Source organism: Sphingobium sp. AP50 (assembly GCF_900109095.1).
GTDB lineage: Bacteria > Pseudomonadota > Alphaproteobacteria > Sphingomonadales > Sphingomonadaceae > Sphingobium.
This window is the reverse complement of sequence record NZ_FNYZ01000001.1, coordinates 592,818-614,496: the sequence shown is the minus strand read 5'-3', so window position 1 is coordinate 614,496 and position 21,679 is coordinate 592,818. Positions and strand designations below refer to the sequence as shown.

17 protein-coding genes and 1 pseudogene are annotated in these 21,679 nt (G+C 64.7%); 12 read left to right on the top strand and 6 right to left on the bottom strand.

Annotation, left to right across the window (positions count from 1 at the left end; all coding sequences use genetic code 11):
* Positions 1-7: 7 nt before the first annotated feature.
* A complete protein-coding gene (gene dapE / locus BMY84_RS03070) occupies positions 8-1,147 on the top strand; it encodes a succinyl-diaminopimelate desuccinylase (protein WP_093080406.1) in 1,140 nt (379 codons plus the stop codon).
* 1,451 nt (positions 1,148-2,598) lie between these two features.
* Here dapE and BMY84_RS03065 read toward each other — a convergent pair.
* From BMY84_RS03065 to BMY84_RS03050, 4 genes are all read right to left on the bottom strand, one after another.
* Complete coding sequence (locus tag BMY84_RS03065; protein ID WP_093080403.1) at positions 2,599-4,284, bottom strand: putative bifunctional diguanylate cyclase/phosphodiesterase; 1,686 nt, start codon at positions 4,282-4,284, stop codon at positions 2,599-2,601.
* A gap of 101 nt (positions 4,285-4,385) precedes the next feature.
* Positions 4,386-4,934 carry a Smr/MutS family protein gene (locus BMY84_RS03060; RefSeq protein WP_093080400.1) on the bottom strand — a complete coding sequence of 183 codons (549 nt, stop codon included), beginning with the start codon at positions 4,932-4,934 and terminating at the stop codon, positions 4,386-4,388.
* Between the two features lie 3 nt (positions 4,935-4,937).
* On the bottom strand, positions 4,938-6,191 hold the full coding sequence (locus BMY84_RS03055) for a murein transglycosylase A (RefSeq protein WP_093080397.1): 1,254 nt from the start codon (positions 6,189-6,191) through the stop codon (positions 4,938-4,940).
* 7 nt (positions 6,192-6,198) lie between these two features.
* A complete protein-coding gene (locus BMY84_RS03050) occupies positions 6,199-6,852 on the bottom strand; it encodes a Tim44/TimA family putative adaptor protein (protein ID WP_093080395.1) in 654 nt (217 codons plus the stop codon).
* Between the two features lie 192 nt (positions 6,853-7,044).
* Here BMY84_RS03050 and secB point away from each other — a divergent pair, with 192 nt between their 5' ends.
* The 10 genes and pseudogenes from secB (at position 7,045) to nadB (ending at position 18,268) form a co-directional block, all read left to right on the top strand.
* A complete protein-coding gene (gene secB / locus BMY84_RS03045) occupies positions 7,045-7,545 on the top strand; it encodes a protein-export chaperone SecB (protein WP_093010802.1) in 501 nt (166 codons plus the stop codon).
* A 213-nt stretch (positions 7,546-7,758) separates the two neighbouring features.
* Entirely contained in the window at positions 7,759-9,348 is a 1,590-nt protein-coding gene (gene murJ / locus BMY84_RS03040) for a murein biosynthesis integral membrane protein MurJ (protein WP_093080392.1), read from the top strand.
* A 17-nt stretch (positions 9,349-9,365) separates the two neighbouring features.
* On the top strand, positions 9,366-10,370 hold the full coding sequence (trpS, locus tag BMY84_RS03035) for a tryptophan--tRNA ligase (RefSeq protein ID WP_093080389.1): 1,005 nt from the start codon (positions 9,366-9,368) through the stop codon (positions 10,368-10,370).
* A gap of 237 nt (positions 10,371-10,607) precedes the next feature.
* Positions 10,608-11,264 (top strand): DUF4136 domain-containing protein, encoded by a 657-nt coding sequence (locus tag BMY84_RS03030; RefSeq protein WP_093080387.1) that lies wholly within the window; start codon positions 10,608-10,610, stop codon positions 11,262-11,264.
* 189 nt (positions 11,265-11,453) lie between these two features.
* A complete protein-coding gene (locus BMY84_RS03025) occupies positions 11,454-12,689 on the top strand; it encodes a dicarboxylate/amino acid:cation symporter (protein ID WP_093080384.1) in 1,236 nt (411 codons plus the stop codon).
* A gap of 157 nt (positions 12,690-12,846) precedes the next feature.
* Complete coding sequence (gene purM / locus BMY84_RS03020) at positions 12,847-13,941, top strand: phosphoribosylformylglycinamidine cyclo-ligase (protein WP_093080382.1); 1,095 nt, start codon at positions 12,847-12,849, stop codon at positions 13,939-13,941.
* A 102-nt stretch (positions 13,942-14,043) separates the two neighbouring features.
* Positions 14,044-14,994: a phosphoribosylglycinamide formyltransferase gene (gene purN, locus BMY84_RS03015; protein ID WP_093080379.1), complete on the top strand. Its 951-nt coding sequence runs from the start codon at positions 14,044-14,046 to the stop codon at positions 14,992-14,994.
* 268 nt (positions 14,995-15,262) lie between these two features.
* Positions 15,263-16,192: an ABC transporter ATP-binding protein gene (locus BMY84_RS03010; RefSeq protein ID WP_093080375.1), complete on the top strand. Its 930-nt coding sequence runs from the start codon at positions 15,263-15,265 to the stop codon at positions 16,190-16,192.
* Positions 16,189-16,527, top strand: a pseudogene (locus BMY84_RS03005) (endonuclease domain-containing protein); the annotation flags it as partial. The gene BMY84_RS03010 and the pseudogene BMY84_RS03005, both read left to right, overlap by 4 nt.
* A 136-nt stretch (positions 16,528-16,663) precedes the next feature.
* On the top strand, positions 16,664-18,268 hold the full coding sequence (nadB, locus tag BMY84_RS03000; RefSeq protein WP_093080373.1) for an L-aspartate oxidase: 1,605 nt from the start codon (positions 16,664-16,666) through the stop codon (positions 18,266-18,268).
* A gap of 120 nt (positions 18,269-18,388) precedes the next feature.
* On the opposite strand, the gene BMY84_RS02995 is transcribed toward nadB, so the two are convergent.
* Positions 18,389-19,219, bottom strand: a complete 831-nt coding sequence (locus BMY84_RS02995; protein WP_093081663.1) for an alpha/beta fold hydrolase — start codon at positions 19,217-19,219, stop codon at positions 18,389-18,391.
* Between the two features lie 184 nt (positions 19,220-19,403).
* Between BMY84_RS02995 and BMY84_RS02990 the strand changes: the two genes are divergently transcribed.
* Positions 19,404-20,552: a serine hydrolase gene (locus tag BMY84_RS02990; protein WP_093080370.1), complete on the top strand. Its 1,149-nt coding sequence runs from the start codon at positions 19,404-19,406 to the stop codon at positions 20,550-20,552.
* Between the two features lie 214 nt (positions 20,553-20,766).
* Here the strand turns inward: BMY84_RS02990 and BMY84_RS02985 are convergent, their stop codons facing one another.
* Positions 20,767-21,579: a transporter gene (locus BMY84_RS02985; RefSeq protein ID WP_093080367.1), complete on the bottom strand. Its 813-nt coding sequence runs from the start codon at positions 21,577-21,579 to the stop codon at positions 20,767-20,769.
* Positions 21,580-21,679 lie beyond the last annotated feature (100 nt).

Sequence of the window (21,679 nt, the reverse complement as noted above, 5' to 3'; positions counted from 1 at the left end):
CCACGGGATGAGCATGACCAGCAGCAATAATGATGTGGTGGCACTGGCGCAGCGCCTGCTCGCCTGCCCCTCCGTCACCCCCGCGACCGGCGCCGTCTTCGCTGAGATGGAAGCGATGCTGGTGCCGCTGGGCTTCACCGTCGACCGCTTTGTCGTGGGGGAGGCGCCCGACGGTCCGGTCGAAAATCTGCTGGCATGGCGCACCACCGGCGCGGGGCCGCATTTCGCCTTTGCCGGGCATCTGGACGTGGTGCCGCCGGGGCCGGGCTGGGCCAGCGATCCGTTCGCGCCGGAGATTCGCGGCGACCTGCTCTACGGGCGCGGCGCGGTGGACATGAAGGGATCGATCGCCGCCTTCGTCGCGGCGCTGGCCGACCTGCCCGACGATCTGCCCGGCACGATCAGCCTGATCATCACCGGGGATGAGGAAGGCCCGGCCGTCTATGGCACGCTGGCGCTGATGGACCGGATGGCGGCGCGCGAATTGCGCCCGGACATGTGTCTGGTGGGCGAACCCACCTCTTCCCAGCGTCTGGGCGATGTGGTGAAGATCGGCCGGCGCGGGTCGGTGAATATGTGGATCAGGGTATCCGGGTCGCAGGGCCATGTCGCCTATCCGCATCTGGCCGACAATCCGATCCCCAGGCTGGTCCGCGTCCTGACGGCGATCGAAGCCGAAGTGCTGGACGAAGGGACCGACTGGTTCCAGCCGAGCAATATCGAGATCACCGATCTGGAGGTCGGCAATGCCGCCCATAATGTGATCCCCGGCGCAGCGACCGCGCGCATTTCGATCCGCTTCAACGATCAGCATAGCGGCGCGTCGCTGATCGACCGGATCAAGGCCATCACCGCCACCGAAGGCGGCACGGTGGAAGCGCGGATCAGCGGCGAATCCTTCCTTACCCAGCCGGGCGCGTTCAGCGACCTGATCAGCGGCGCGATCCGCGATGTGACCGGCCTCGACACCGAATTGTCGACCACCGGCGGCACGTCCGACGCGCGCTTCCTCTCGCGCCTGTGCCCGGTGGCGGAATTCGGCCTCAACAATGCCACCATGCACAAGCTGGACGAAGCGGTCGCGGTGCAGGATTTGCGCGATTTGCAGCGCATCTATGCGCTGGTTGTAGAACGCGCATTGGGCTGACCGGCGGCGTGGCGGGCGCGACAGGCCGAAGTTCACAGTGTCGTCGGGCTGTTTGACGCGAAATGCGCCTGCAACGCGCCCGCCAAGCGTCAGGAACGCGCCTGTCATGCCACACTAGCCGGGGTGGATGCGCCATCGCGGCGCGCCTGCGACGCGCAACATAGGCCACAGTAACGCGCCATCTGCGCGACGGGGCGGGCGTGGGAGTGCGAGAGGAAGCCGGCGCTTTCATCCCGCAGGATAGATCAGAGAATTTCCAACATGGAAAGGCTGCCGGAGCGGGGTGAGCTATGACGGGAGGCTATGGGCGATTACGACCATTTGTTGCCCTCTAACCTCTACCGGTCGGCACCCGAAACCCGCCGTCGCGGAACTACAGGTCCGCGTCGGGCATACCGACCCCTCCGCCGCCCTTATGGGGTCTTGCAAAATATCCTTGAGGTGCGTCGGGAATGCGGGCGGTGCATTCAGAAGAACAGGTGTGAGCTAGCAAGGGAGCCACATCGGTTCCGATCCGCTGGGTGGTCCAAAAGGGTTTCGCGTTGCGCTCGCCAAATGGCTCATCGCAAACGCTGCAAGTCTGAGGTCGAAGGGTCTCCAGTGCGTCTGACAATCTCGGGAACGGCAGTCTCGTCTTGATATTTCCATAGAGTGCTCGCGTGCTCATTCTCGTGTCACGCAAACCGGTGCAGCGCACTACCTCGTAGGGCAGCCAATGCAGGGAGTAGGAGGTATAAATGTCCAGATTAGTGAGTGCGGACAATCTTCCAATTTCAGGGGGAAGCCGGCGCAGATGGCTACCATAAAGCCGCAATTGGCTCGTTGCTGAGAGAATGTCTATTTCGGCTGGCAAAGTGATGATCTCAGACCATTGTTCAGCATTTACCACCGCCGATGGCTCAAATACGGACGCGGTTTTACTGTCACTGATCAAAGCCAATAGCGCCTGCCATCCAGGCGCAGACGTATCTTGAATCTCCACATGGAGATTTGGAACGCTAGGGCGACCGGTCTTACCTCGCGAGCCAAGGCAGGAGCAGTGCCCACTTCGTTCGACGCGCTGCGCGGCTGAGAATGTCACGGGATCAATGCTGAAAACGGGAGGTCTGCCGGGTTTGGACTTCCCGAATATCCGCTTACGTATAGACATGCCCCTTCCCATATGCTGCCGTATTTATGGCAGCAATTTAGCGGAATTCAATCAAAAGCCGTCCATCTGCAAACCACCCAAATTCGTCATTCCCGCGCAGGCGGGAACCCATCTCCCAACCTGTCAGCGAGGGGAAAAGGCGAGAGATGGATCCCCGCCTTCGCGGGGATGACGGTGGATATGGAGGTGACGGGGGACATGATGGGCGCCCTCACTCGATCGCCACTTAAAACATGGCATCTACGGGGCTTGAGCTGAAAAAAGCATCTGACGGGAAGGACATGCCTTCCCGGCCCACTCCCTACCCCGCGTCCCGCGCCAGCAGCACTGGCTGGCCTCCAAACTGGGCCAGATAATCCTGCTCCCCCGTGGGTCGGGCGAGGTGATAGCCCTGGAACAGGGTGCAGCCGATGATGCGCAGCACGTCCATCTGCGCCTCGCTCTCTATCCCTTCGACCACCACTTCCATGCCCAGCCCCTGGATCAGGCCGACGACGGCGGAGCAGATGGTGCGCGCTTCTGCCGAAGTGGCGATGTCGCGGACCAGGCTGCGGTCGATCTTCACCCGGTCGACCGGCAATTCCTTCAGGCGCGACAGGTTGGAATAGCCGGTGCCGAAATCGTCGATGGCGATGCGTACGCCATCCTGCCGCAGCCCGCGCAACTGTTCCAACACGCGCGGGTCCATGTCCATCGCCAGCGATTCGGTGATTTCCAGTTCCAGCATGGCGGGCGGCGCGGCGTGGGTGGCGATGGCGTGGCGCAGGCGCAGGAAGAAATCGGGCTGGCCCAGTTCGCGGGTCGAGATATTGATCGCGATCCGCTGGCTGATCCCGACCTGCGACCAGCGGGCAGCGGTCTGGCACACGCGGCCCATCACCCAGTCGCCCAGCGCGACGATGGTGCCGCTTTCCTCCGCGATCGGCACGAAAGCGCCGGGCATGACCAGATCGCGCTGCGGATGCGCCCAGCGCACCAGCGCTTCGGCGGAAACGGCCCGGCCACTGGCCACATCGATCTGCGGCTGGAATTCCAGCAGAAATTCGTCCCGTTCCAGACCGCGCAGCAGTTCGCGCTCCAGTTCCGCCCGGTCTTCCGCCTCCAGCGCGAGTTGGTCGGTATAGATTTCGGTGCGGCCGCGGCCCTGATGCTTGGCATGATACATGGCGATGTCGGCCGCGCGCAGCAATTCTGTCAGGCTGTCCCCATGGTCGGGGCAGCAGGCGATGCCGATCGATGCGCCCAGATCGACATGCTGGCTGCCAAGGTCGAACCGCTCGCCCAATGCGAACTGGATGGCGCGCGCGATCCGCTGCGCCGCCGCCAGTCCCGACAGATGCGGGAAGAACATGGTGAATTCGTCGCCGGCCAGCCGCCCGATCACGCCATCGCTGCCGCCCGCGCTAACCTGCGCCATCACGACTTCGCGCAGGCGGCCAGCGACGCGCGCGAGCAACTGGTCGCCCGCCGCATGGCCCAGCGTGTCATTGACCGCCTTGAACCCGTCCAGATCGATGAAGAGGAGCGCGCCGATCCCATCGGCCGGCCGCTCCGCCAGCAGCCGCTCCACCTGTCGGCAGAAGCTGGTGCGGTTGGCAAGGCCGGTAATCTGGTCGAACAGCGCCAGCGCCTGAACATGGTCCAGATTGGTGCGAACCTGGCTGAACAGGCTTTCCATCGCCACCGACAGGTCCGGCAATTCCTGCCCGATGTCGCCCGGCACCGGCGATTGCAGGTCGCCATGGGCGGCGGACAGCAGCCGTTCGGTGGCGGCATCGATGGCGGTGGCGGTCGTGGCGATGGTGCGCCGGGCCGACGCCCAGCTCATCGTGCCGCATAATATGGCGATGATCAGTGATCGGCTGACCTGTTCCAGATCATCTTCCTGGCCCGGCGTATAGCCCAGCACCAGCGACAGGATGAAGACCAGCGCCCCTGCGGCACAGGCGAAGGCAGCGGCGCGGCTTTTCAACGTCACGCCCCGCATGTGCCTGCCTGCCCCCCACTTAAGCCCCGATGCAGGGCGCCCGATCAGCCGGATATGAAGGACGGTGGTTAAGAAAGGGTCAGCGCGGGCGGCGAAAATGCCTATTTCTTGCGGCGCAGGATCAGATAGAGCGCGCCCGTACCGCCATGGCGCGGATGGGCGACGCGGACGCTGGCGATGCGGTCGGCATAGGGGCTGGTTTCCAGCCAGTGGCCGATTTCGCCACGGATCGCGCCGCGCCGGGCCTCGCCCCCGCTGGCGGCGGCCTTGGGCGGTTTTCCAGTGACGACCAGCAGCACGCGCGCCCCCTGCGCCAGCGCGGCGGACAGCGCATGGTTAAGGCGGGCATGGGCGGCCGACAGGCTGTGCCCGTGCAGGTCGATGCTCATTTCCGGGATGATCGCGCCGCTACGGATACGCCGCTCCCAGCCATTGTCGAGTATGGCAGCAGGGGTTCTTTGCGGCGGCGCAGCAACCGGGCCGGGCGGCGGAACCGTTAACCTTTTCTTGGCCGGCGTCGGCAGCGGCGCGACCGGCAGAGGAGCGGGGCGCAGGGACGGCATCGGCACAGGCGCGCGGATCGGCCGAACCGACCGGGTCAGCGCGGTCCAGAGCGCCTCTTCCTCGACAGACAGGCGCCGCCGGACCATGGATCAGGGCTTGGCGAGGCGCGCGGCCGATCCGATCGGCAGCAGGATGAGCGCACTGCCCCGCGCCGACATGCCACCGGCGATGCCACGCGCACGGGCGCCCGCGCCCCAGAAGCTGTCGAACCGATTCGCGCCCTTGATCGCGCCGCCGGTATCCTGTGCGATCCAGATGCCGTTGGGCTCGCTACGGTCGAGCGAGAGCAGCACCGGTGCGCCCAGCGGGATGAATTTCGGGTCGGCCGCAACAGTGGCTTCGGGCGTGACCGGCACGCCCAGCGCGCCGAGCGGACCGGCGCCGGTCAGTTCGCGGAAGAAGACGAAGCTCTTATTTTCGTTCATGATCGCCGCACCTTCGACCGGGTGGGCGCGCAAATATTGCATGATATCCTGCATCGACCCGGCCTGGATCAGGCCGCGATCCTTCATCAGCTTGCCGATGCCGGTATAGTCGCGGCCATTCTGCCCGTCATAGCCGATGCGCATGACGCCGCCGCCGGGCAGGTTCAGCCGACCGCTGCCCTGCACCTGAAGGAAAAAGAACTCGACCGGATCGGCGGCATAGGCCAGTTCCAGCCCGCGCCCGGCAAGCGTGCCCGCCACGATCTGGCTGCGTTCGTCATAGGGGACGAACTTGCTGCCCTGCACCTTGCCACGGATCGACTTGCCCTTGAGCGCATCGTTGAACTGGCCGAGGTCGACATCGATCAGGTCGGTCGGGCGGCGATAGATGGGCACGGCATAGCCGGGCTGCTGCGTGCGCGAACCGGCGATTTCCGGCTCATAATAGCCGGTGACGAAGGCGGTGCCGTCACCCACCTGCACCGCTTCGAAATAGCGGGCGAAAAATTCGGAGGCTGAGGCTTCGGGCCAGCTGGAGGCCGCGGCGCAGCTATTATTCCAGTCGGCCCCGCGGGTCAGGCCGCTCTGGTCGGCGCGGCGCATCAACGTGGGGCAGGACAGGCGGAAGGCCTGAAGCGCCAGACGCGCACGCTCGCCCGAGGGCATGAGGCTGGCGATATCCGGTCCGCGCGTCACGCCCATGCCTGCCGCCGTACTCTTGTCGAGCGCAGGGTCGGCGGGAAGATCGACCGGCAAGGTGGGACGCGGCGTGGCGGGCACGGGGCGGGTCGCCCCCTCCCCAGACGGCACGGGACGCGGCGCTGCCGGTCCACCGGCCGAAGGCGGAATGACGCCACCCGCACAGGCGGACAGCAACAGCGCCGCAAGCAGTGCGGCTCCCGACTGACGACGCATCATGCCGCGATCAAACTTCGTCGGTTTCGCTGAGCTTCCAATTGGGGTCCGCGCTGCGAATGTCGCGGCTGAACGTCCAGATATCCTTGGTGCCGACGGCATCGGTCAGCGATCCGGCGATCACCATGCCATCCTTGTCGCGGGTGACGGCGGAAATATCCGCTTCGAACCGCAGGGCCACTTCGGCGATGCGGCCGTTCATCGAGGCTTCGATAATCTGCGCCTTTTCGATGCGCACCAGGCGATTGTCGAGGACATGGCCATCAGCTTCACGGGCCGCGATCGCTTCTTCGAAGGAACCCAGCACATCAGCGTCGCACAGCCAGGCCAATTCTTCGCGATCGCCGCGCCAGAAGGCCTCCAGCACCATCTTATAGGCGCTCTTGGCGCCATCCACGAACTGCGGCACGTCGAAATTGCGATCGGCGGCGATCAGCGCGCGCACGCCGGTTTCCGCGCCCGGCGCGATCAGCCCTTCCGCCAGCCGCACCGAATCGCCGCTATTCTGCCCGACAGGGGCGGGCTGAAGCACCGTTACCTTGGCCCGCTCCTCGGCCGGACGCAGCGCGGGCTCCTGCTCATGCCCCGTGCGCTTGCCAAGGACAGAATAGAGCCGAAGCGCCAGAAAACCGGCAATCATGGCGAGGATTACGATCACATACACGGAAGGCTATACCCTTTTCGTGGGACAAGGTTCCGGCCAACATAGGCATGTTTGCGCGCAGTTTCAAATAGAGGCTTGCCCTTACCCCGCCTGCGCCGCCATTGCTCCACCCTGCGCGCCCTGCTAAGCGCGCTGATCGAGATATCCGGGGCCTGATCGCCGCCGGATCAGCAAGGAAAGTCAAGGAAGAGCATGGCCGACGAAGCGGATCACATCACCACCAACATCGGCAATGGCGCCGACACCGCGCCGCAGATCGCCCTGATCAGCCAATATGTGAAGGATCTGTCGTTCGAAAATCCGAACGCTCCGGCCGTCTACCAGTGGCAGGACCAGCCGCAGATCGACGTGCAGTTCAACATCGGCGCAGAGCGCGTGGGTGACGAAGTGCTGGAAATCGCGCTGAAGATCGAAGTGAAGGCCGTGGCGCCGCAGGGCACCGCCTTTGCCGCCGAACTGCTCTATGCCGCGCTGTTCGGCATGCGCAACGTGCCCGAAGAGCAGATCCAGCCCTTCATGCTGGCCGAAGCCCCGCGCCTGATCTTCCCCTTCGCCCGCCGCGTGCTGGCCGACGCGATTCGCGACGGCGGCTTCCCGCCGCTGCTGCTGGACCCGATCGATTTCGGCGCGCTCTATTTGCAGCAGGCCGAGCAGATGGAAGTGACCGCAGGCGAGCCGGCCGGCCACGCCTGATTATATACGCAAAACCGTTCGTGCTGAGTAGGGACTGAGCTTGCCGAATTGGACAGGTAAAACATCCCCCGGATGTTTTAGGATCGTCCGGGGGACGATCCGACCCGTCCAACGTATCGAAGCATCCGTGCAACTGTCCTTCGATACGCCACTTCGACTTCGCTCAGTGGCTACTCAGGACGAACGGATTTTGCTTATTAAAAGGGTTTGGTCATGAAACTGATCAAAGCCCTCGGCTCGGTTGGCGGCCTCACCCTCGCCAGCCGCATCCTTGCGCTGGTGCGAGATTCGCTGGCGGCGCGCTATGTCGGCGCGGGCTTTGCGTCGGACGCCTTCAACGGCGTCGCCTTCCGGCTGCCGAACATGTTCCGCGCGCTCTTTGCAGAAGGCGCCTTTTCCGCCGCCTTCATCCCGCTGTTCAACAAGAAGGCGGCCGGAGACGGCGGCCTGCCCGCCGGTTATGATTTTGCCGAGCGGGCGCTGGCGGTGCTGCTGCCGGTGCTGATCCTCTTCACCGCCGTTCTGATCGCCGCCGCCTGGCCGATCACCTGGGCGCTGTCGGGCGGTTTTTCGCGGCAGAATCCGACGGCGGAGCAATTTGCCTTCGCCGTCACCCTGTCGCGCATCACCATCCCCTATCTGGCGCTGATCAGCCTTGCCTCGCTACTGGGCGGAATCCTCAATTCGCTCGACAAATTCTGGGTCAATGCCGCCGCCCCGATCCTGCTCAACGTCGCGATGATCGCGGGCCTGTGGTTCTTCCACGGCGCCGACGAATATGAAACGGCGCGGGTACAGGCGATGTCGGTGACGATCGGCGGCGCACTGCAACTGCTGTGGCTGATCTGGGCCTGCAAGCGGGCGGGCGTGTCGATGAAGCTGAAACGCCCCCGCCTTGATAACGACGTGCGCGAACTGCTGCGCAAGATCCTGCCCGCTGCCGCCGGTGCGGGCGCGTCGCAGATCAACCTGCTGATCTCCACCGCTCTGTCGGGCTGGCTGCTGGCCTCCGGTTCCATCACCTATATCTATTATGCGGATCGCTTGAATCAGCTGCCGCTGGGCCTGATCGGCATTGGCCTTGGCACCATCCTCCTCCCCACCATTTCGCGCATGCTGTCCAAGGGGCAGGAGGCGGAGGCGATGGAGACGCAGAATCGCGGTATCGAACTGGCGCTGTTCCTGACCCTGCCCGCCACCGTCGCCTTCCTGACCGTGGCCGAACCGATCGTGCGCGGCCTGTTTCAATATGGCCGCTTTACCGCGCAGGATGCGCAGGCCTGCGGCTGGGCGCTGTCCGCCTTTTCGATCGGCCTGCCCAGCTATGTGCTCGTGAAGGTGCTGACGCCCGGCTATTATGCGCGGGGCGACACGAAGACGCCGGTGCGCTATGCGATGCTGTCGATCGGGATCAACATCGTGGGCAATCTGCTGCTGATCCCCGCGCTGGCGCCGTTGGGCATCGGCCATGTCGGCCCGCCACTGGCGACGGCCCTTTCCTCCAGCGTCAATGTGATGATGCTCTACACGACGCTGGTGGCGCGTGGCCATTTCGTGATGGACGCGCAACTCAAGCGCCGCCTGCCACGGCTGGCGACCGCCGCCATGGTCATGGGCGGGGCGCTTTGGGCGGGCAAAGGCCTGTTTGATCCCTGGCTGACAGGCGCGATGGCGCAACGCTATGTGGCGCTCAGCCTGCTGGTCGGCGCGGGCATAGTGCTTTACGGGCTGGCATCCGTCGTCACCGGGGCCTATCGGCTGTCCGACATCAAGGCGCTGATGCGCCGCAAAAGTGCAACCTGAAGAAGAAGAGAAGTATAATGCGCGTCCTCTCCGGCATCCAGCCCACCGGCAATCTGCACCTTGGCAACTACCTCGGCGCGATCCGCAACTGGGTACGCATGCAGGATGAGATGGACGATCAGAGTCAGTGCTTCTTCTTCCTCGCCGACATGCACAGCATCACCGTGCATGAGGGGCGCGAGCAGCGCATCCGTAACGTGCGCGACATGGCCGCCGCTCTGGTCGCCGCCGGGATCGACCCGGACCGCAGCGTGCTGTTCAATCAGGCTCGCGTCCCTGCCCATGCGGAACTGTGCTGGTTGCTGAACGGCACGGCGCGGATCGGCTGGCTCAACCGCATGACCCAGTTCAAGGACAAGGTGGGCAAGGACCGCGAAGGCGCGTCGATCGGCCTGTTCGTCTATCCGGTGCTGCAAGCCGCCGACATCCTGCTCTATAACGCGACCCATGTGCCGGTAGGCGAGGACCAGAAGCAGCATCTGGAACTGTGCCGCGACATTGCGGCCAAGTTCAACACCGACTTCGGCGTCGACCTGTTCACCCTGCCCGCCCCGATCATCCCCAAGGAATCGGCGCGGATCATGTCGCTGCGCGATGGTACGGCCAAAATGTCCAAGTCCGACCCCAGCGACATGAGCCGCATCAACCTGACCGACGATGACGATGCGATCATGGCCAAGGTGAAGAAGGCCAAGAGCGATCAGGAAATGCTGCCCGAAACGGCCGAGGGCCTGGTCGGACGACCGGAAGCGACCAATCTGGTCGGCATCCTCGCCACACTGACCGGGCGGACGACCGACGCGGTCTGCGCAGAATTTGCCGGCAAGGGCTTTGGCGCGTTCAAGCCAGCGCTGGGCGAAGTGCTGGTCGAAACGCTGCGTCCGATTCGCGAGCGGTTCCTGGAGCTGCGCACCGACGACGCAGCGCTCGACGCGATTCTGGACAAGGGCGCGGCCAAGGCAAAAGCGGCGGCCGAGCCGGCGCTGCGCGCCGCTTATGACGCCATGGGTCTGATGCGCTGACACGGGGGCCTGATGCGATGACCCACACTGATGCATGAAGGCAACAGGGCCGTTCGAAAGGATGGCCCTTTTTTTGTCGGACTACGGAATAGACGTCCCTGCGTCGTCGTATCTGCGAGAACATGGTTCTGCGCCCGTTCGATGGGTTCGTGCGTTCAAACGATGTTCAGTTGCGTTCTGCTATCTCAGGGCGCTAATAAGGACTCAGGCGCTTTGCCTGACACAGGACGTAAAAACATGGCTCGTTTCAACAAGATCGGTCTGTTCGCAGCGCCTGCCCTGGCGCTGGTGGCATTGTCGGGCTGCACCACTGGCTTCAAGGCCGATGTCGCTCGTTTCCAGCAATTGCCCGCGCCCGCAGGCCAAAGCTATACCGTCGTCGCCGACGATCCCAAGCTCGCCGGTGGCCTCGAATTCGCTCATTATGCCGACATGGTCGGGCAGCGCCTGGCGCAGACCGGTTATGTCGCCGCGAGCGACCCGGCCCGTGCCGACCTGATCGTGCGCGTCGCCTATGATGTCGACAATGGTCGCGAAAAGGTCCGCTCGACCGGCTTTGGCGGTGGTTATGGCGGATGGGGTGGCCCGTGGGGCGGCGGCTTTGGCGGTCGCTGGGGTCGTCCCTGGGGCTATGGCTTCTATGACCCCTGGCTGTTCGGCGGCGCGGGCTATAACGACGTGTCGAGCTACACCGTCTACACCAGCGATCTCAGCATGAAGATCGATCGTGCAGCCGACAATCGCCGCCTGTTCGAAGGCAAGGCGAGCGCGCAGTCGCTGTCGAACAAACTGACCTATCTGGTGCCGAACCTGATCGACGTGATGTTCACCAACTTCCCCGGCCAGAGCGGTGAAAGCGTGAAGGTGACGCTGCCGCCCGAAAAGAAGGGCTGAGGTCAGACTCAAGCCGAATGCACAAAGGCCCGACGCTCCCCAGGGAGTGTCGGGCCTTTGTGCGTTTTCAGCCTAAAATCGTCTACGCCCATGCTGACCGATAATTTTCGCTGTTCCATCAAGGGGGATAGCGGATAGCCTGCCGCGACCCGTTGCCCTTCAGGCACGCCACAGAGGAAAGTTCGCCGCATGTCCCTGACCGTCCGTATCCTGATCGCCCTTGTGCTGGGGCTGGGCTGCGGCATCGCCCTGGCCGAAGCGGGCGGGGCATGGGAGGCCGATGTCGTCGCGGTGGCGCAACCGATCGGCAAGGCCTGGCTGGGCGGGCTTCAGATGCCGCTGATCCCGCTGATCTTCGCCCTGCTCGTCACCGGCATCACGCAGGCGGCCACGACCGCGCGGACCAATGGCATGGCCGGCCGCGCGATCGCACTCTTCGCGATCCTGCTGGTCGCGTCCGCCACCGTCGCGGCGCTGGTCGGCCCGCTGATGCTGCATTTCTGGCCCGTTCCAACGGGCGCCGTCGGCGCGCTGGCGGGCTCTGGCCCGATCGCGGAAGTGCCCGACGTGCGCCCGTCGGCCGAATGGCTGCTGGGCTTCATTCCGGTGAACCCGCTGAAATCTGCGAGTGAGGGACAGGTGGTTGCCGTCGTCCTGTTCGCGCTGATCTTCGGCTTTGCCGTCACGCGCATCGCGCAGGAACGGCGCGCGATGCTGACGGATTTTTTTCAGGCGCTGGCGGACGCCCTGCTGGTCTTGGTCGGCTGGGTCTTGTGGCTGGCGCCGTTGGGCGTGTTCGCGCTGGCGCTGGTCGCGGGCGCGCGCTCCGGCCTCGCAACGGCGGGCGCGCTGCTCCATTATATCGGCTTTATCGTGCTGATCTGCGTCATAGTGACGTTGCTGGTCTATCCGCTGGTGATGATCGCGGGGCGAATCGCGCCAGGCCGCTTCATCCGCGCCGCCATCCCCGCACAGGCCATCGCCTTCTCGACCCAGAGCTCCATCGCCTCGCTGCCCGCGATGATTCAGGCATGCGACGGGCCGCTGATCGTGCGGGAGACGACCCGCAGCATCGTGCTGCCGCTCGCCATCTCGCTATTCCGGATCACCAGCCCACCCGCCAATCTGGGCGTCGCCCTCTATGTGGCGGCGATGAACGGCGTGGTGCTTGGCCCGACGCAACTGATCATGGGGGTACTGGTCGCCGCCATCGTCAGTCTGGCGGCGGTAGGCCTGCCCAGCCAGATCACCTTCTTCACCACCACCGGCCCCATCTGCCTGGCCATGGGCGTCCCGGTGGAGGCGCTGCCGCTCTTGCTGGCGGTCGAAACCGTGCCTGATATCTTCCGTACCGTCGGCAATGTCACCGCCGACATGGCGACAGCGCGAATCGTGGATCAGACGGGCGTTCCATCAACACACTAAACTGCCTCCGTTCGCCCTCGTCTTAGGCAGTTAGGCTATTCTTCGATTTCCACGTCGATGGTGAAGCCATGGGTTCCTGGACGAGGAAGAACGGAGATATGGGTTAGGGCGGCGCGAAACTCGACATTCGACCGTTTCGACCGTAGAGCGCAGCCTCATGAGCGACAACGAATCCTACAGCTACGCCAAGGCTGGCGTCGACATCGCCGCCGGCAACGCCCTTGTCCGTGCCATCGCCCCGCTGGCCAAGGCCACCCGCCGCCCCGGCGCCGACGCTGAACTGGGCGGTTTTGGCGGCTTTTTCGACCTCAAGGCCGCGGGCTATGACGACCCGTTGCTGGTCGCGGCCAATGATGGCGTCGGCACCAAGCTGAAGCTGGCGATCGACCATGACCGCCATGACGGCGTGGGCATCGACCTGGTCGCCATGTGCGCCAACGACCTGATCGTGCAGGGCGCAGAGCCGCTCTTCTTCCTCGACTATTATGCCACCGGCAAGCTGGAGTCGGGCGTGGCCGAGCGAGTCATCGCCGGGATTGCCGAGGGCTGCCGCATGGCCGGCTGCGCGCTGATCGGTGGCGAAACCGCCGAAATGCCCGGCATGTACAGCGATGGCGACTATGACCTGGCCGGCTTCTGCGTGGGCGCGGTGGAACGCAGCAAGGCACTGACCGGCAACCGGGTGAAGGCCGGCGACGTGCTGATCGGCCTCGCCTCCTCGGGCGTGCATTCGAACGGCTTCTCGCTGGTCCGCCGCCTCGCCACCGACAAGGGCTGGAAGCTCGACCGTCCGGCGATCTTCGACAATGAAGTGCTGCTGATCGACGCGCTGATGGCCCCCACGAAGATTTACGTGAAGAGCCTGCTGCCGCTGGTCCGCGCCGGCATGATCAATGCGCTGGCCCATATCACCGGCGGCGGCCTGCTGGAAAATATCCCCCGCGTCCTGCCCGACGGCGCCCATGCCACGGTCGATGCCGATGCGTGGGAACAGCCGCGCCTGATGGCCTTCCTCCAGGCGCAGGGCAATATCGAGCCGCAGGAAATGGCCCGCACCTTCAACTGCGGCGTCGGCATGGTGCTGGCTGTGGACGAAGCCCATGTCGCCGCCGTGACGAAATCGCTGGAGGATGCGGGCGAAACCGTGTTCCGTATCGGCGCGGTGGAAGAAGGCGAAAAGGGTTGCACCGTCAAGGGCAGCGCCGAGACCTGGAGCGCCAAGGCCGACTGGTCCGCCACGCATCTGGGTTAAGCAATCAAAATTTTCCGTTCGCCCTGAGCCTGTCGAAGGGCCGTACTTCTCTTTATAGAAAGAGCAGGGCTTCGACAGGCTCAGCCCGAACGGAGTTTTGAAATGGCCAAAGCAAAAGTCGGCGTCCTGATTTCCGGCCGTGGCTCGAACATGGCGGCTTTGCTCTATGCGGCCAAGGCCGACGACTGCCCCTATGAGATCGTGCTGGTCGCCGCCAACGACCCCGAAGCGCCGGGCCTCGCCCTTGCCGCCGCAGAAGGCATCGCGACCTTCGGCCAGAGCCACAAGGGCCTCAAGCGCGCCGAGTTCGACCAGATCATCGACGCGCAACTGCGCGAGGCCGGTGCCCATTATGTCGCGCTCGCCGGCTATATGCGCCTGCTCTCGCCCGAATTCGTGTCGGGCTGGGAAGGTCGAATGCTCAACATCCACCCCAGCCTGCTCCCCAAATATAAGGGCCTCGACACCCACCAGCGCGCCATCGACGCGGGCGACAGCCATGCCGGCTGCTCGGTCCATATCGTCACGGCCGAACTGGATGACGGCCCGGTGCTGGGCCAGACGCCCGTCGCGATCCTGCCCGGCGACACCGAAGACAGCCTCGCCGCCCGCATCCTGATCGCCGAGCATCAGCTTTATTCCCGCACGCTGGCCGATTTCGTCACCCGCGAACGGCAACCCGACTGGCTGCTGAACAAGGTCCGCGAAGCCGCCCTCGCTTTGCCGCAGGCCGACGAGATCGTCTCGCACGGCATGCCCTGTTTCGGCATCGTGAAGGGCAAGAAGTTCGCTTATTTCACCCGCGACCATCATGGCGACGGCATCATCGCCGTGCTGGTGAAAACCACCGCGCCGGAAGAACAGGCAACCCTGATGGAGGCCGACCCCGAACGCTATTACCGCCCGGCCTATTTCGGCACCGACTGGGTCGGCATCCGCCTCGACCTGGGCGACACCGACTGGGACCATATCGCCGACCGCCTCCGCTCCAGCTGGCGCCAGATCGCACCGAAAAAGCTGCTCGGCCTGATGGATATCGCCGATCAGTTTTGAGGGAGCGGGCGCTCAACCGCTATTTATCGCACCTGCCGACGGCCCATAAATTTGTTCGCGCAGAGGCGCAGAGATCGCAGAGGAGCAGTCCTTCTGGCTCTGCGGCCTCTGCGCCTCTGCGCGAAATCTTCTTCGCCCTTTGTCAGGCGGGGACTGGGAGGGGTTACGCATCCCCTGCCTGCCTCTGGGGCACCGCGTAAACAGATTTTTATTGCTTACGCCGCCGATCCCTTCCCTTCCCCGCCGTCGATCCCCATAGAGATCAGCCATGACCGACGCTCCACAAGCCGCAATCGAGATCCGCAACCTCACCAAAGTCTATAAGGGCGGCAAGCGCGCGCTCGACGGGATCAATCTCACCATCCCGCGCGGCCAGATTTACGGGCTGCTCGGCCCCAATGGCGCGGGCAAGTCGACCACGATCAACATTCTGGCCGGCATGGTGAACAAGACGGCCGGCGATGTCAGCATCTGGGGCTTCGATATCGACGCGCATCCGCGCAACGCGAAGAACAGCATCGGCATCGTGCCGCAGGAAATCGTCTTCGACCCCTTCTTCACCCCGTTCGAAACGCTGGAAAATCAGGCCGGCTTCTATGGCGTGCCCAAGGACAGGCGCCGCTCGATGGAGTTGCTGCGCGCCGTCCATCTGGAGGACAAGGCGAACGCCTATGCCCGCACCCTGTCGGGCGGCATGAAGCGCCGCCTGCTGGTGGCCAAGGCGATGGTGCATTCGCCGCCAATTCTGGTGCTGGACGAACCGACAGCCGGCGTCGACGTGCAACTGCGCCAGCAATTGTGGGAATATGTCCGCGAACTCAATGCCATGGGCGTGACGATCGTGCTGACCACCCATTATCTGGAGGAGGCCGAGCAGCTGTGCGACCGCATCGGCATCATCAACCATGGACAGGTCATCACCGACAAGCCGACCCGCGAATTGCTGGCGATGGCGCAGGAAAAGGTGGTGCAGGTCACGGTCGACCGCGACGTGACCGTCGCCCCTGACGCGCCCTGTTTCGAAAAGGTCGAACTGTCAGGCGAACGCACGCTGACCATCACCTATATGAAGGACCGCGCCAATGCCGGGCAGGTGCTCAGCGCCGTGCAGGCCAGCGGCCTTGCCATCGTCGACGTGGTAACGCGCGACCCGGATCTGGAGGATGTCTTCCTCAATTTGACCGCGGCGGCGGAGTGAAGGACGAGGCGCCACCTGTTCCCCCTCCCGCAAGCGGGAGGGGGTTAGGGGGTGGGCCAGCGCAACCTTTCAAACCGCGCGACACCACGCGCGCCAAAGCCCTACGCAACGCAGCCCCAGCACCCGAACGTCTTCTATGGCAACAACTTCGCGGCAAGAAAATCGGCTACAAGTTCAGCCGCCAGATGCCCGTCGGCCCTTATTTCGCCGACTTCCTGTGCCGGGAACTGAACCTCATCATCGAACTCGACGGCGCAAGCCACGATCACCAGACGGACTATGACATGCGGCGCACGGAATATTGCGCCTCTCATGGCTATCAAATCTTGCGATTTTCCAATGCTGATGTGATGGCGAATCTCGAAGGCGTTGTAACGCACATCCAGACCACCCTTGCGCAGGCCCACCCCCGGCCCTTGGCCGGAGTCACGTGCCTCCGGCCAACGCAAGCGGGAGGGGAGAAAGTAGTATATGCCCACCACCACCCACGACATCGTCATCATCGGTTCCGGCGCGGCGGGGCTGACGGCCGCCATCAACCTCGCGCAGGATCGCAAGGTGCTGGTGCTGGCCAAGGGCGCGCTCGACGGTGGCTCCACCAACTGGGCGCAGGGCGGCATTGCCGCCGTACTCGACGCTGGTGACAGTTTCGAGGCACATGTCCATGACACGATGGTCGCGGGCGCCGGTCTCAACAATCTGGAGACGGTCGAGTTCGTCGTTTCCGAAGCCCCCGCCGCGATCGATCGGCTGGCCGACCTCGGCGTCCCCTTCAACGGCGGCGAGGAATTTGGCGAACGCTGGCACCTGACCCGCGAGGGCGGCCATAGCCACCGCCGCATCGTCCATGTCGATGACGCCACCGGCCATGCGGTGCAGGTTGCCCTGCTCAAGGCCGCCCGCGCCAATCCCAACATCACCCTGATGGAGGATATGGTCGCGATCGACCTGATCACCTCCCGCCATGGCGAGCGCTATTCCGGCGACGGCCATGTCTGGGGCGTCTATGCCTTCAACCGGGCGACCGGCCATGTCGACGCGATTCTGGGCCGGGCGACGATCCTATGTACGGGCGGAGCGGGCCGCACCTATCTCTTCTCCACAGCCCCGCGCGGCGCGACCGGAGACGGCATCGCCATGGCCTGGCGCGCGGGCTGCCGCGTGTCGAACATGGAGATGAACCAGTTCCACCCGACCTGCCTCTATGATCTGGAGATCAAGAATTTCCTGATCACAGAGGCCGTGCGCGGCGAAGGCGGCCATCTGAAACTCCCCCCCGGCGTGGCCGGCGGCGGCGAGCGCTTCATGCCCCGCTTCGATTCCCGTGGCGAACTTGCCCCGCGCGATGTGGTGGCCCGCGCCATCGACCATGAAATCAAGCGCCTGGGGCTGGACTATGTCCATCTGGACATCAGCCACAAAGACCCGGAATTCGTGAAGCACCACTTCCCCACCATCTATGCGCGACTGCTCGATCTCGACATCGACATAACCAAGGAACCGATCCCGGTCGTCCCCGCGCAACATTATACCTGTGGCGGCGTGGTGATCGATCTGGACGGCCGCACCGACCTGCCCGGCCTCTATGCCGCCGGCGAAGTCAGCGAAAGCGGCCTGCACGGCGCCAATCGCCTCGCGTCCAACTCGCTGCTGGAATGTTTCGTCTTCGGCGAGGCGGCGGCCAAGCATATCCGCGCCAACTGGGACAGCCTGCCCCCGCCCCCGCCGATCCGCCCCTGGGACGAAAGCCGCGTCACCAATGGCGACGAGGAAGTCATCGTCCAGCATAACTGGAAGGAAATCCGCCGCTTCATGTGGGACTATGTCGGCATCGTCCGCACCACAAAGCGGCTGGAGCGCGCCCAACACCGCATCGATCTGCTGGCGAAGGAAGTCGATGAATATTACGGCAATTTCCGCGTCACCCCCGACCTCATCGAACTGCGCAACCTGCTGGAAGTCGCCCGCCTCGTCGTCCGCTCTGCTCTCCATCGCAAGGAAAGCCGGGGGCTGCATTACACGCTCGACTATCCCGAAACGCTGGACCGGGCAGTGGACACGGTGCTGGCGCCATAAAAAAAGGCGCGGTCGTCCGGGGTATTGGACGCCGCGCCATGAGGTGGAGGAGGGACGCGCTGCAAGCGCATCCGGGATCTCTTCCCTAGGTGCCTGCGCCCGCGCCCGCTTTGACCGGTGTCAAATGGTCAGAAAATCCCTGAGCGTCGCGGTGAAACGGGCGGGCTGGTCCGCCATCACCAGATGGCCGCTGGGGCCGATCGCCCGCAGCCGTGCATCCTTCTTCCCCGCATAGTCGGCGCGGAAGCGACTGGTGATGGCGGCGGCCTGCTGCATGTCCGATCCTACCGCATAGACCACCTCCAGCGGCACCGTCAGCCGTGCCAGTTGCGGGCCGAGGTCGACATTGGCCAGATCGCGCAGCGCATTGGCGATGACATCGGGATCGCTGCCCTGCGCGCCGGGCATCTGGCCGACCATCTGCGCCAGATAGCGCCGCCCCGCCGCCGTTCCGGTGAAATAGCCGCTCAGCTGATCGGCCAGAAAGCCCATGCCGTTTGCCGTGCCGCCCACCATCGCCGCACCGGCCGGCAGCATGTCGACCACCATGACCCGGCTCGCCAGCCCCTTGAGCCCCAGCAGCATCGCCAGCGTGCCACCCATCGAATGGCCGACAATAGCCGGACGCTTCAACCCGGCGCCCTGCACATAGCGGGCAATCTCGTCGGCGATCGGTTGCAGCAGCGTGCCGCTGGCGTTCGCTTCGGGCGCCAGGCCTGCAAAACCGCGCACATGGACCAGATGATAGCGATAGCCCGGCAAGGCCCCGACCACGCCGTTCCAGATGCCCGGCCCGCTCGCCAGACCGGGGACCAGCAGGACATCGCGCCCCTGCCCCCGCACCGTCATCGCAATCCGGCGCGATGCGAACGGCGCGGCCGATGCCACACCACCGCCCGCCATCATTCCCACAGCCGCCGCACCCAGCAGCCATGTCCGTCTGTCCATCATCCCGATCATGCCGCCGCTATTGCCCGTCCGCCGCTGAACCGCAACTGAGCGCACATCCCGCCGAACCCGAACGGTGCCTCGTTCATTCTCCTTACATCGCATTTGTGGAATCATTCGTCGCAGGCCCCTTGCCGGATATGGGCCGGGCCGCGCCTTATGGCTTGTAAAGAGTGCGGGGACGCGGATGACATCGAATAAAAGCCGGGGCGGATCAGCGCGCCTGGTCCTGTTGATGGCGGCATTGTCCGCCTGCGTGGGTGCGCCCGAACCGCGCCGGGCAGAGGCCGCCGCCGCGAAGCCGCAAAAGCCGGCGCCCGGCCGTCCGCAACCCACCACCAACACCTGGCCGATCCGCCCGGTCGCCAACCCGCCCTTGCCCTATCAGGCCGTCGATCAGCATGAAGCGCCCCCGCCCGCGCTGGTCAATGTCGTGCGCAATCTGGGGCAGAGCTTCCGGGGCAAGGTGGGCATAGCGGTCCGCCGCATTGGCTCCGACTGGACCGTCGCCTGGAACGGCAATGCCCTGTTCCCGCAGCAGAGCGTGTCAAAACTCTGGGTGTCGATGACCTTCCTCGACGCGGTCGACCGGGGCAAGCTGCGGCTGGCCGACACGACTACGATCACCCGCAACGACCTGACCCTGTTCCATCAGCCGACCGCCGCGCTGGTCGCGCAAAATGGCGGCTGGACCAGCAGCTATTCCGACCTGATGCGCCGGGCGATGACGCAAAGCGACAATACTGCCAACGACACGCTGCTGCGCGCGGTCGGCGGGCCGGATGCGGTGCGCGGCTTTCTGGCCCGGCGGATGATCAAGGATATCCGCTTTGGCCCCGGCGAACGGCTGTTGCAGTCGGCGACGGCCGGCCTCGACTGGCGGCAGGATTATTCGATCGGCCGCAATTTCTACGCCGCCCGCGCCAAGTTGCCGATGAGCGTGCGGGTGAAGGCGCTCGACAATTATCTGGCCAATCCGCCAGACGGCGCCGCCCCTGCCTCGATCGTACAGGCGCTGGCGAAGCTGAAACAGAATGAGATGCTGTCCAGCGCCTCGTCCCGCCTGCTGCTGTCGATCATGTCGGAAGCCAAGACCGGGCCACAGCGGATCAAGGGCGGGATGCCGCCGGGCTGGCATTATCTGCACAAAACCGGCACCGGGCAGGATCTGCCGCCACGCTCCACCGGCTATAATGATGTCGGCATCATGACCGCGCCGGACGGCACCAGCTATGCCGTCGCGGTGATGATCGGATCGACCACCGTGTCGATCCCCGAACGCTGGGCATTGATGCAGGGCGTGGCCAAGGCGGTCGCGGCCAACCACGAACGGTGATGAGGCGGGTGGGTTGAGCGACGTGCGCTGGCGCAGCGCGTTTCAAATAATACCCGTTCGCCCTGAGTAGGGACTGAGCTTGTCGAAGGCCCGTATCGAAGGGTCTGGCGTGCCCAATCAATCCTTCGATACACCGCTTCGACTTCGCTCAGCGGCTACTCAGGACGAACGGAGTGTAATTCAGATTCGGCGCTGCACACTCCACCGCACATCCCTAAAACCGCCGCGCCAGCCCCAGATAGACCTCACTGTCGGGGCTGGCGCTGTTCAGGCCGATCGCGACACCGATGTCGAACTGCATGGCGTCGCTCGGCTGCCAGGCCAGCGCCAGTCCGCTCAATGCCTGCGTTTCATGGTCCCCCGGATCATCATCCCGCATCAGCGAGGTTTCGATCGTCGCCGACAGGGTATCGCCCAGCGCCACGTCCAGCCCGATAACACTGCCAAAGGCCAGATGGCGCCCATCGCCATCTTCGTCCACCGCCGCATCGACCTCCGGCGTCAGACCCAGCGACAGGCCATGGCCCAGATCGAAACTGACCGGCAGTAGCAGGCCCGCGCCCCAATCCCCCGCGCCGATCGCCTGCCCGCCGACCGGCAGGCTGGCATAGGGCATCAGGGCGACCGAAAAGCCCGATCCGTCCGGATTATGCAGGTTCCGCCGCAGCGCCACCGTCATGTCCCCCACGCCATCCATCCGGTCGACCGCGCCGCCCAGCCGGTCGCGCGTGCGCACATGCCCATAGGCGGTCCAGCCCCATTGCGCCTCCAGATCGTCGGTCAACCCGACCCGCAGCAGCATGTCGCCCGCCTCGACCGTGTCGGTGCGGGTCTGCGCATCGCTCGCGCGCGTCCAGTCGCCCAGCCCGACTTCGAAGACCATATGCCCCGGCTCCACCGTACAGGCTGGCGTGCCGAGGCCGGGCCGATCCGCACAAAGGTCACGCCCCGTCGCTTCCTGTGGCTGGGCAAGAGCCGGAACGGAAAATAATGCCGCCAGAACCGCCACGATACGCGCCGCCTTCATATCCGCCCCTCCCACAAACAGCCCGGAAACGGATCGGAAATAATCGACACGGCCGCTTGTTCCGTCACAGGCTGGCAATCCGCTCCGCCGTGCGGCATGG

Bases quoted from the DNA above. Each gene is read 5' to 3' on its own strand.
- BMY84_RS03065 (WP_093080403.1), bottom strand. From the start codon at position 4,284: ATGCGGGGCGTGACGTTGAAAAGCCGCGCCGCTGCCTTCGCCTGTGCC.
- secB (WP_093010802.1), top strand. From the start codon at position 7,045: ATGGCCGACGAAGCGGATCACATCACCACCAACATCGGCAATGGCGCC.
- BMY84_RS03055 (WP_093080397.1), bottom strand. From the start codon at position 6,191: ATGATGCGTCGTCAGTCGGGAGCCGCACTGCTTGCGGCGCTGTTGCTG.
- murJ (WP_093080392.1), top strand. From the start codon at position 7,759: ATGAAACTGATCAAAGCCCTCGGCTCGGTTGGCGGCCTCACCCTCGCC.
- BMY84_RS02990 (WP_093080370.1), top strand. From the start codon at position 19,404: ATGACATCGAATAAAAGCCGGGGCGGATCAGCGCGCCTGGTCCTGTTG.
- purM (WP_093080382.1), top strand. From the start codon at position 12,847: ATGAGCGACAACGAATCCTACAGCTACGCCAAGGCTGGCGTCGACATC.
- BMY84_RS03030 (WP_093080387.1), top strand. From the start codon at position 10,608: ATGGCTCGTTTCAACAAGATCGGTCTGTTCGCAGCGCCTGCCCTGGCG.
- BMY84_RS02995 (WP_093081663.1), bottom strand. From the start codon at position 19,219: ATGATGGACAGACGGACATGGCTGCTGGGTGCGGCGGCTGTGGGAATG.
- BMY84_RS02985 (WP_093080367.1), bottom strand. From the start codon at position 21,579: ATGAAGGCGGCGCGTATCGTGGCGGTTCTGGCGGCATTATTTTCCGTT.
- nadB (WP_093080373.1), top strand. From the start codon at position 16,664: ATGCCCACCACCACCCACGACATCGTCATCATCGGTTCCGGCGCGGCG.
- purN (WP_093080379.1), top strand. From the start codon at position 14,044: ATGGCCAAAGCAAAAGTCGGCGTCCTGATTTCCGGCCGTGGCTCGAAC.
- BMY84_RS03060 (WP_093080400.1), bottom strand. From the start codon at position 4,934: ATGGTCCGGCGGCGCCTGTCTGTCGAGGAAGAGGCGCTCTGGACCGCG.
- BMY84_RS03010 (WP_093080375.1), top strand. From the start codon at position 15,263: ATGACCGACGCTCCACAAGCCGCAATCGAGATCCGCAACCTCACCAAA.
- dapE (WP_093080406.1), top strand. From the start codon at position 8: ATGAGCATGACCAGCAGCAATAATGATGTGGTGGCACTGGCGCAGCGC.
- trpS (WP_093080389.1), top strand. From the start codon at position 9,366: ATGCGCGTCCTCTCCGGCATCCAGCCCACCGGCAATCTGCACCTTGGC.
- BMY84_RS03025 (WP_093080384.1), top strand. From the start codon at position 11,454: ATGTCCCTGACCGTCCGTATCCTGATCGCCCTTGTGCTGGGGCTGGGC.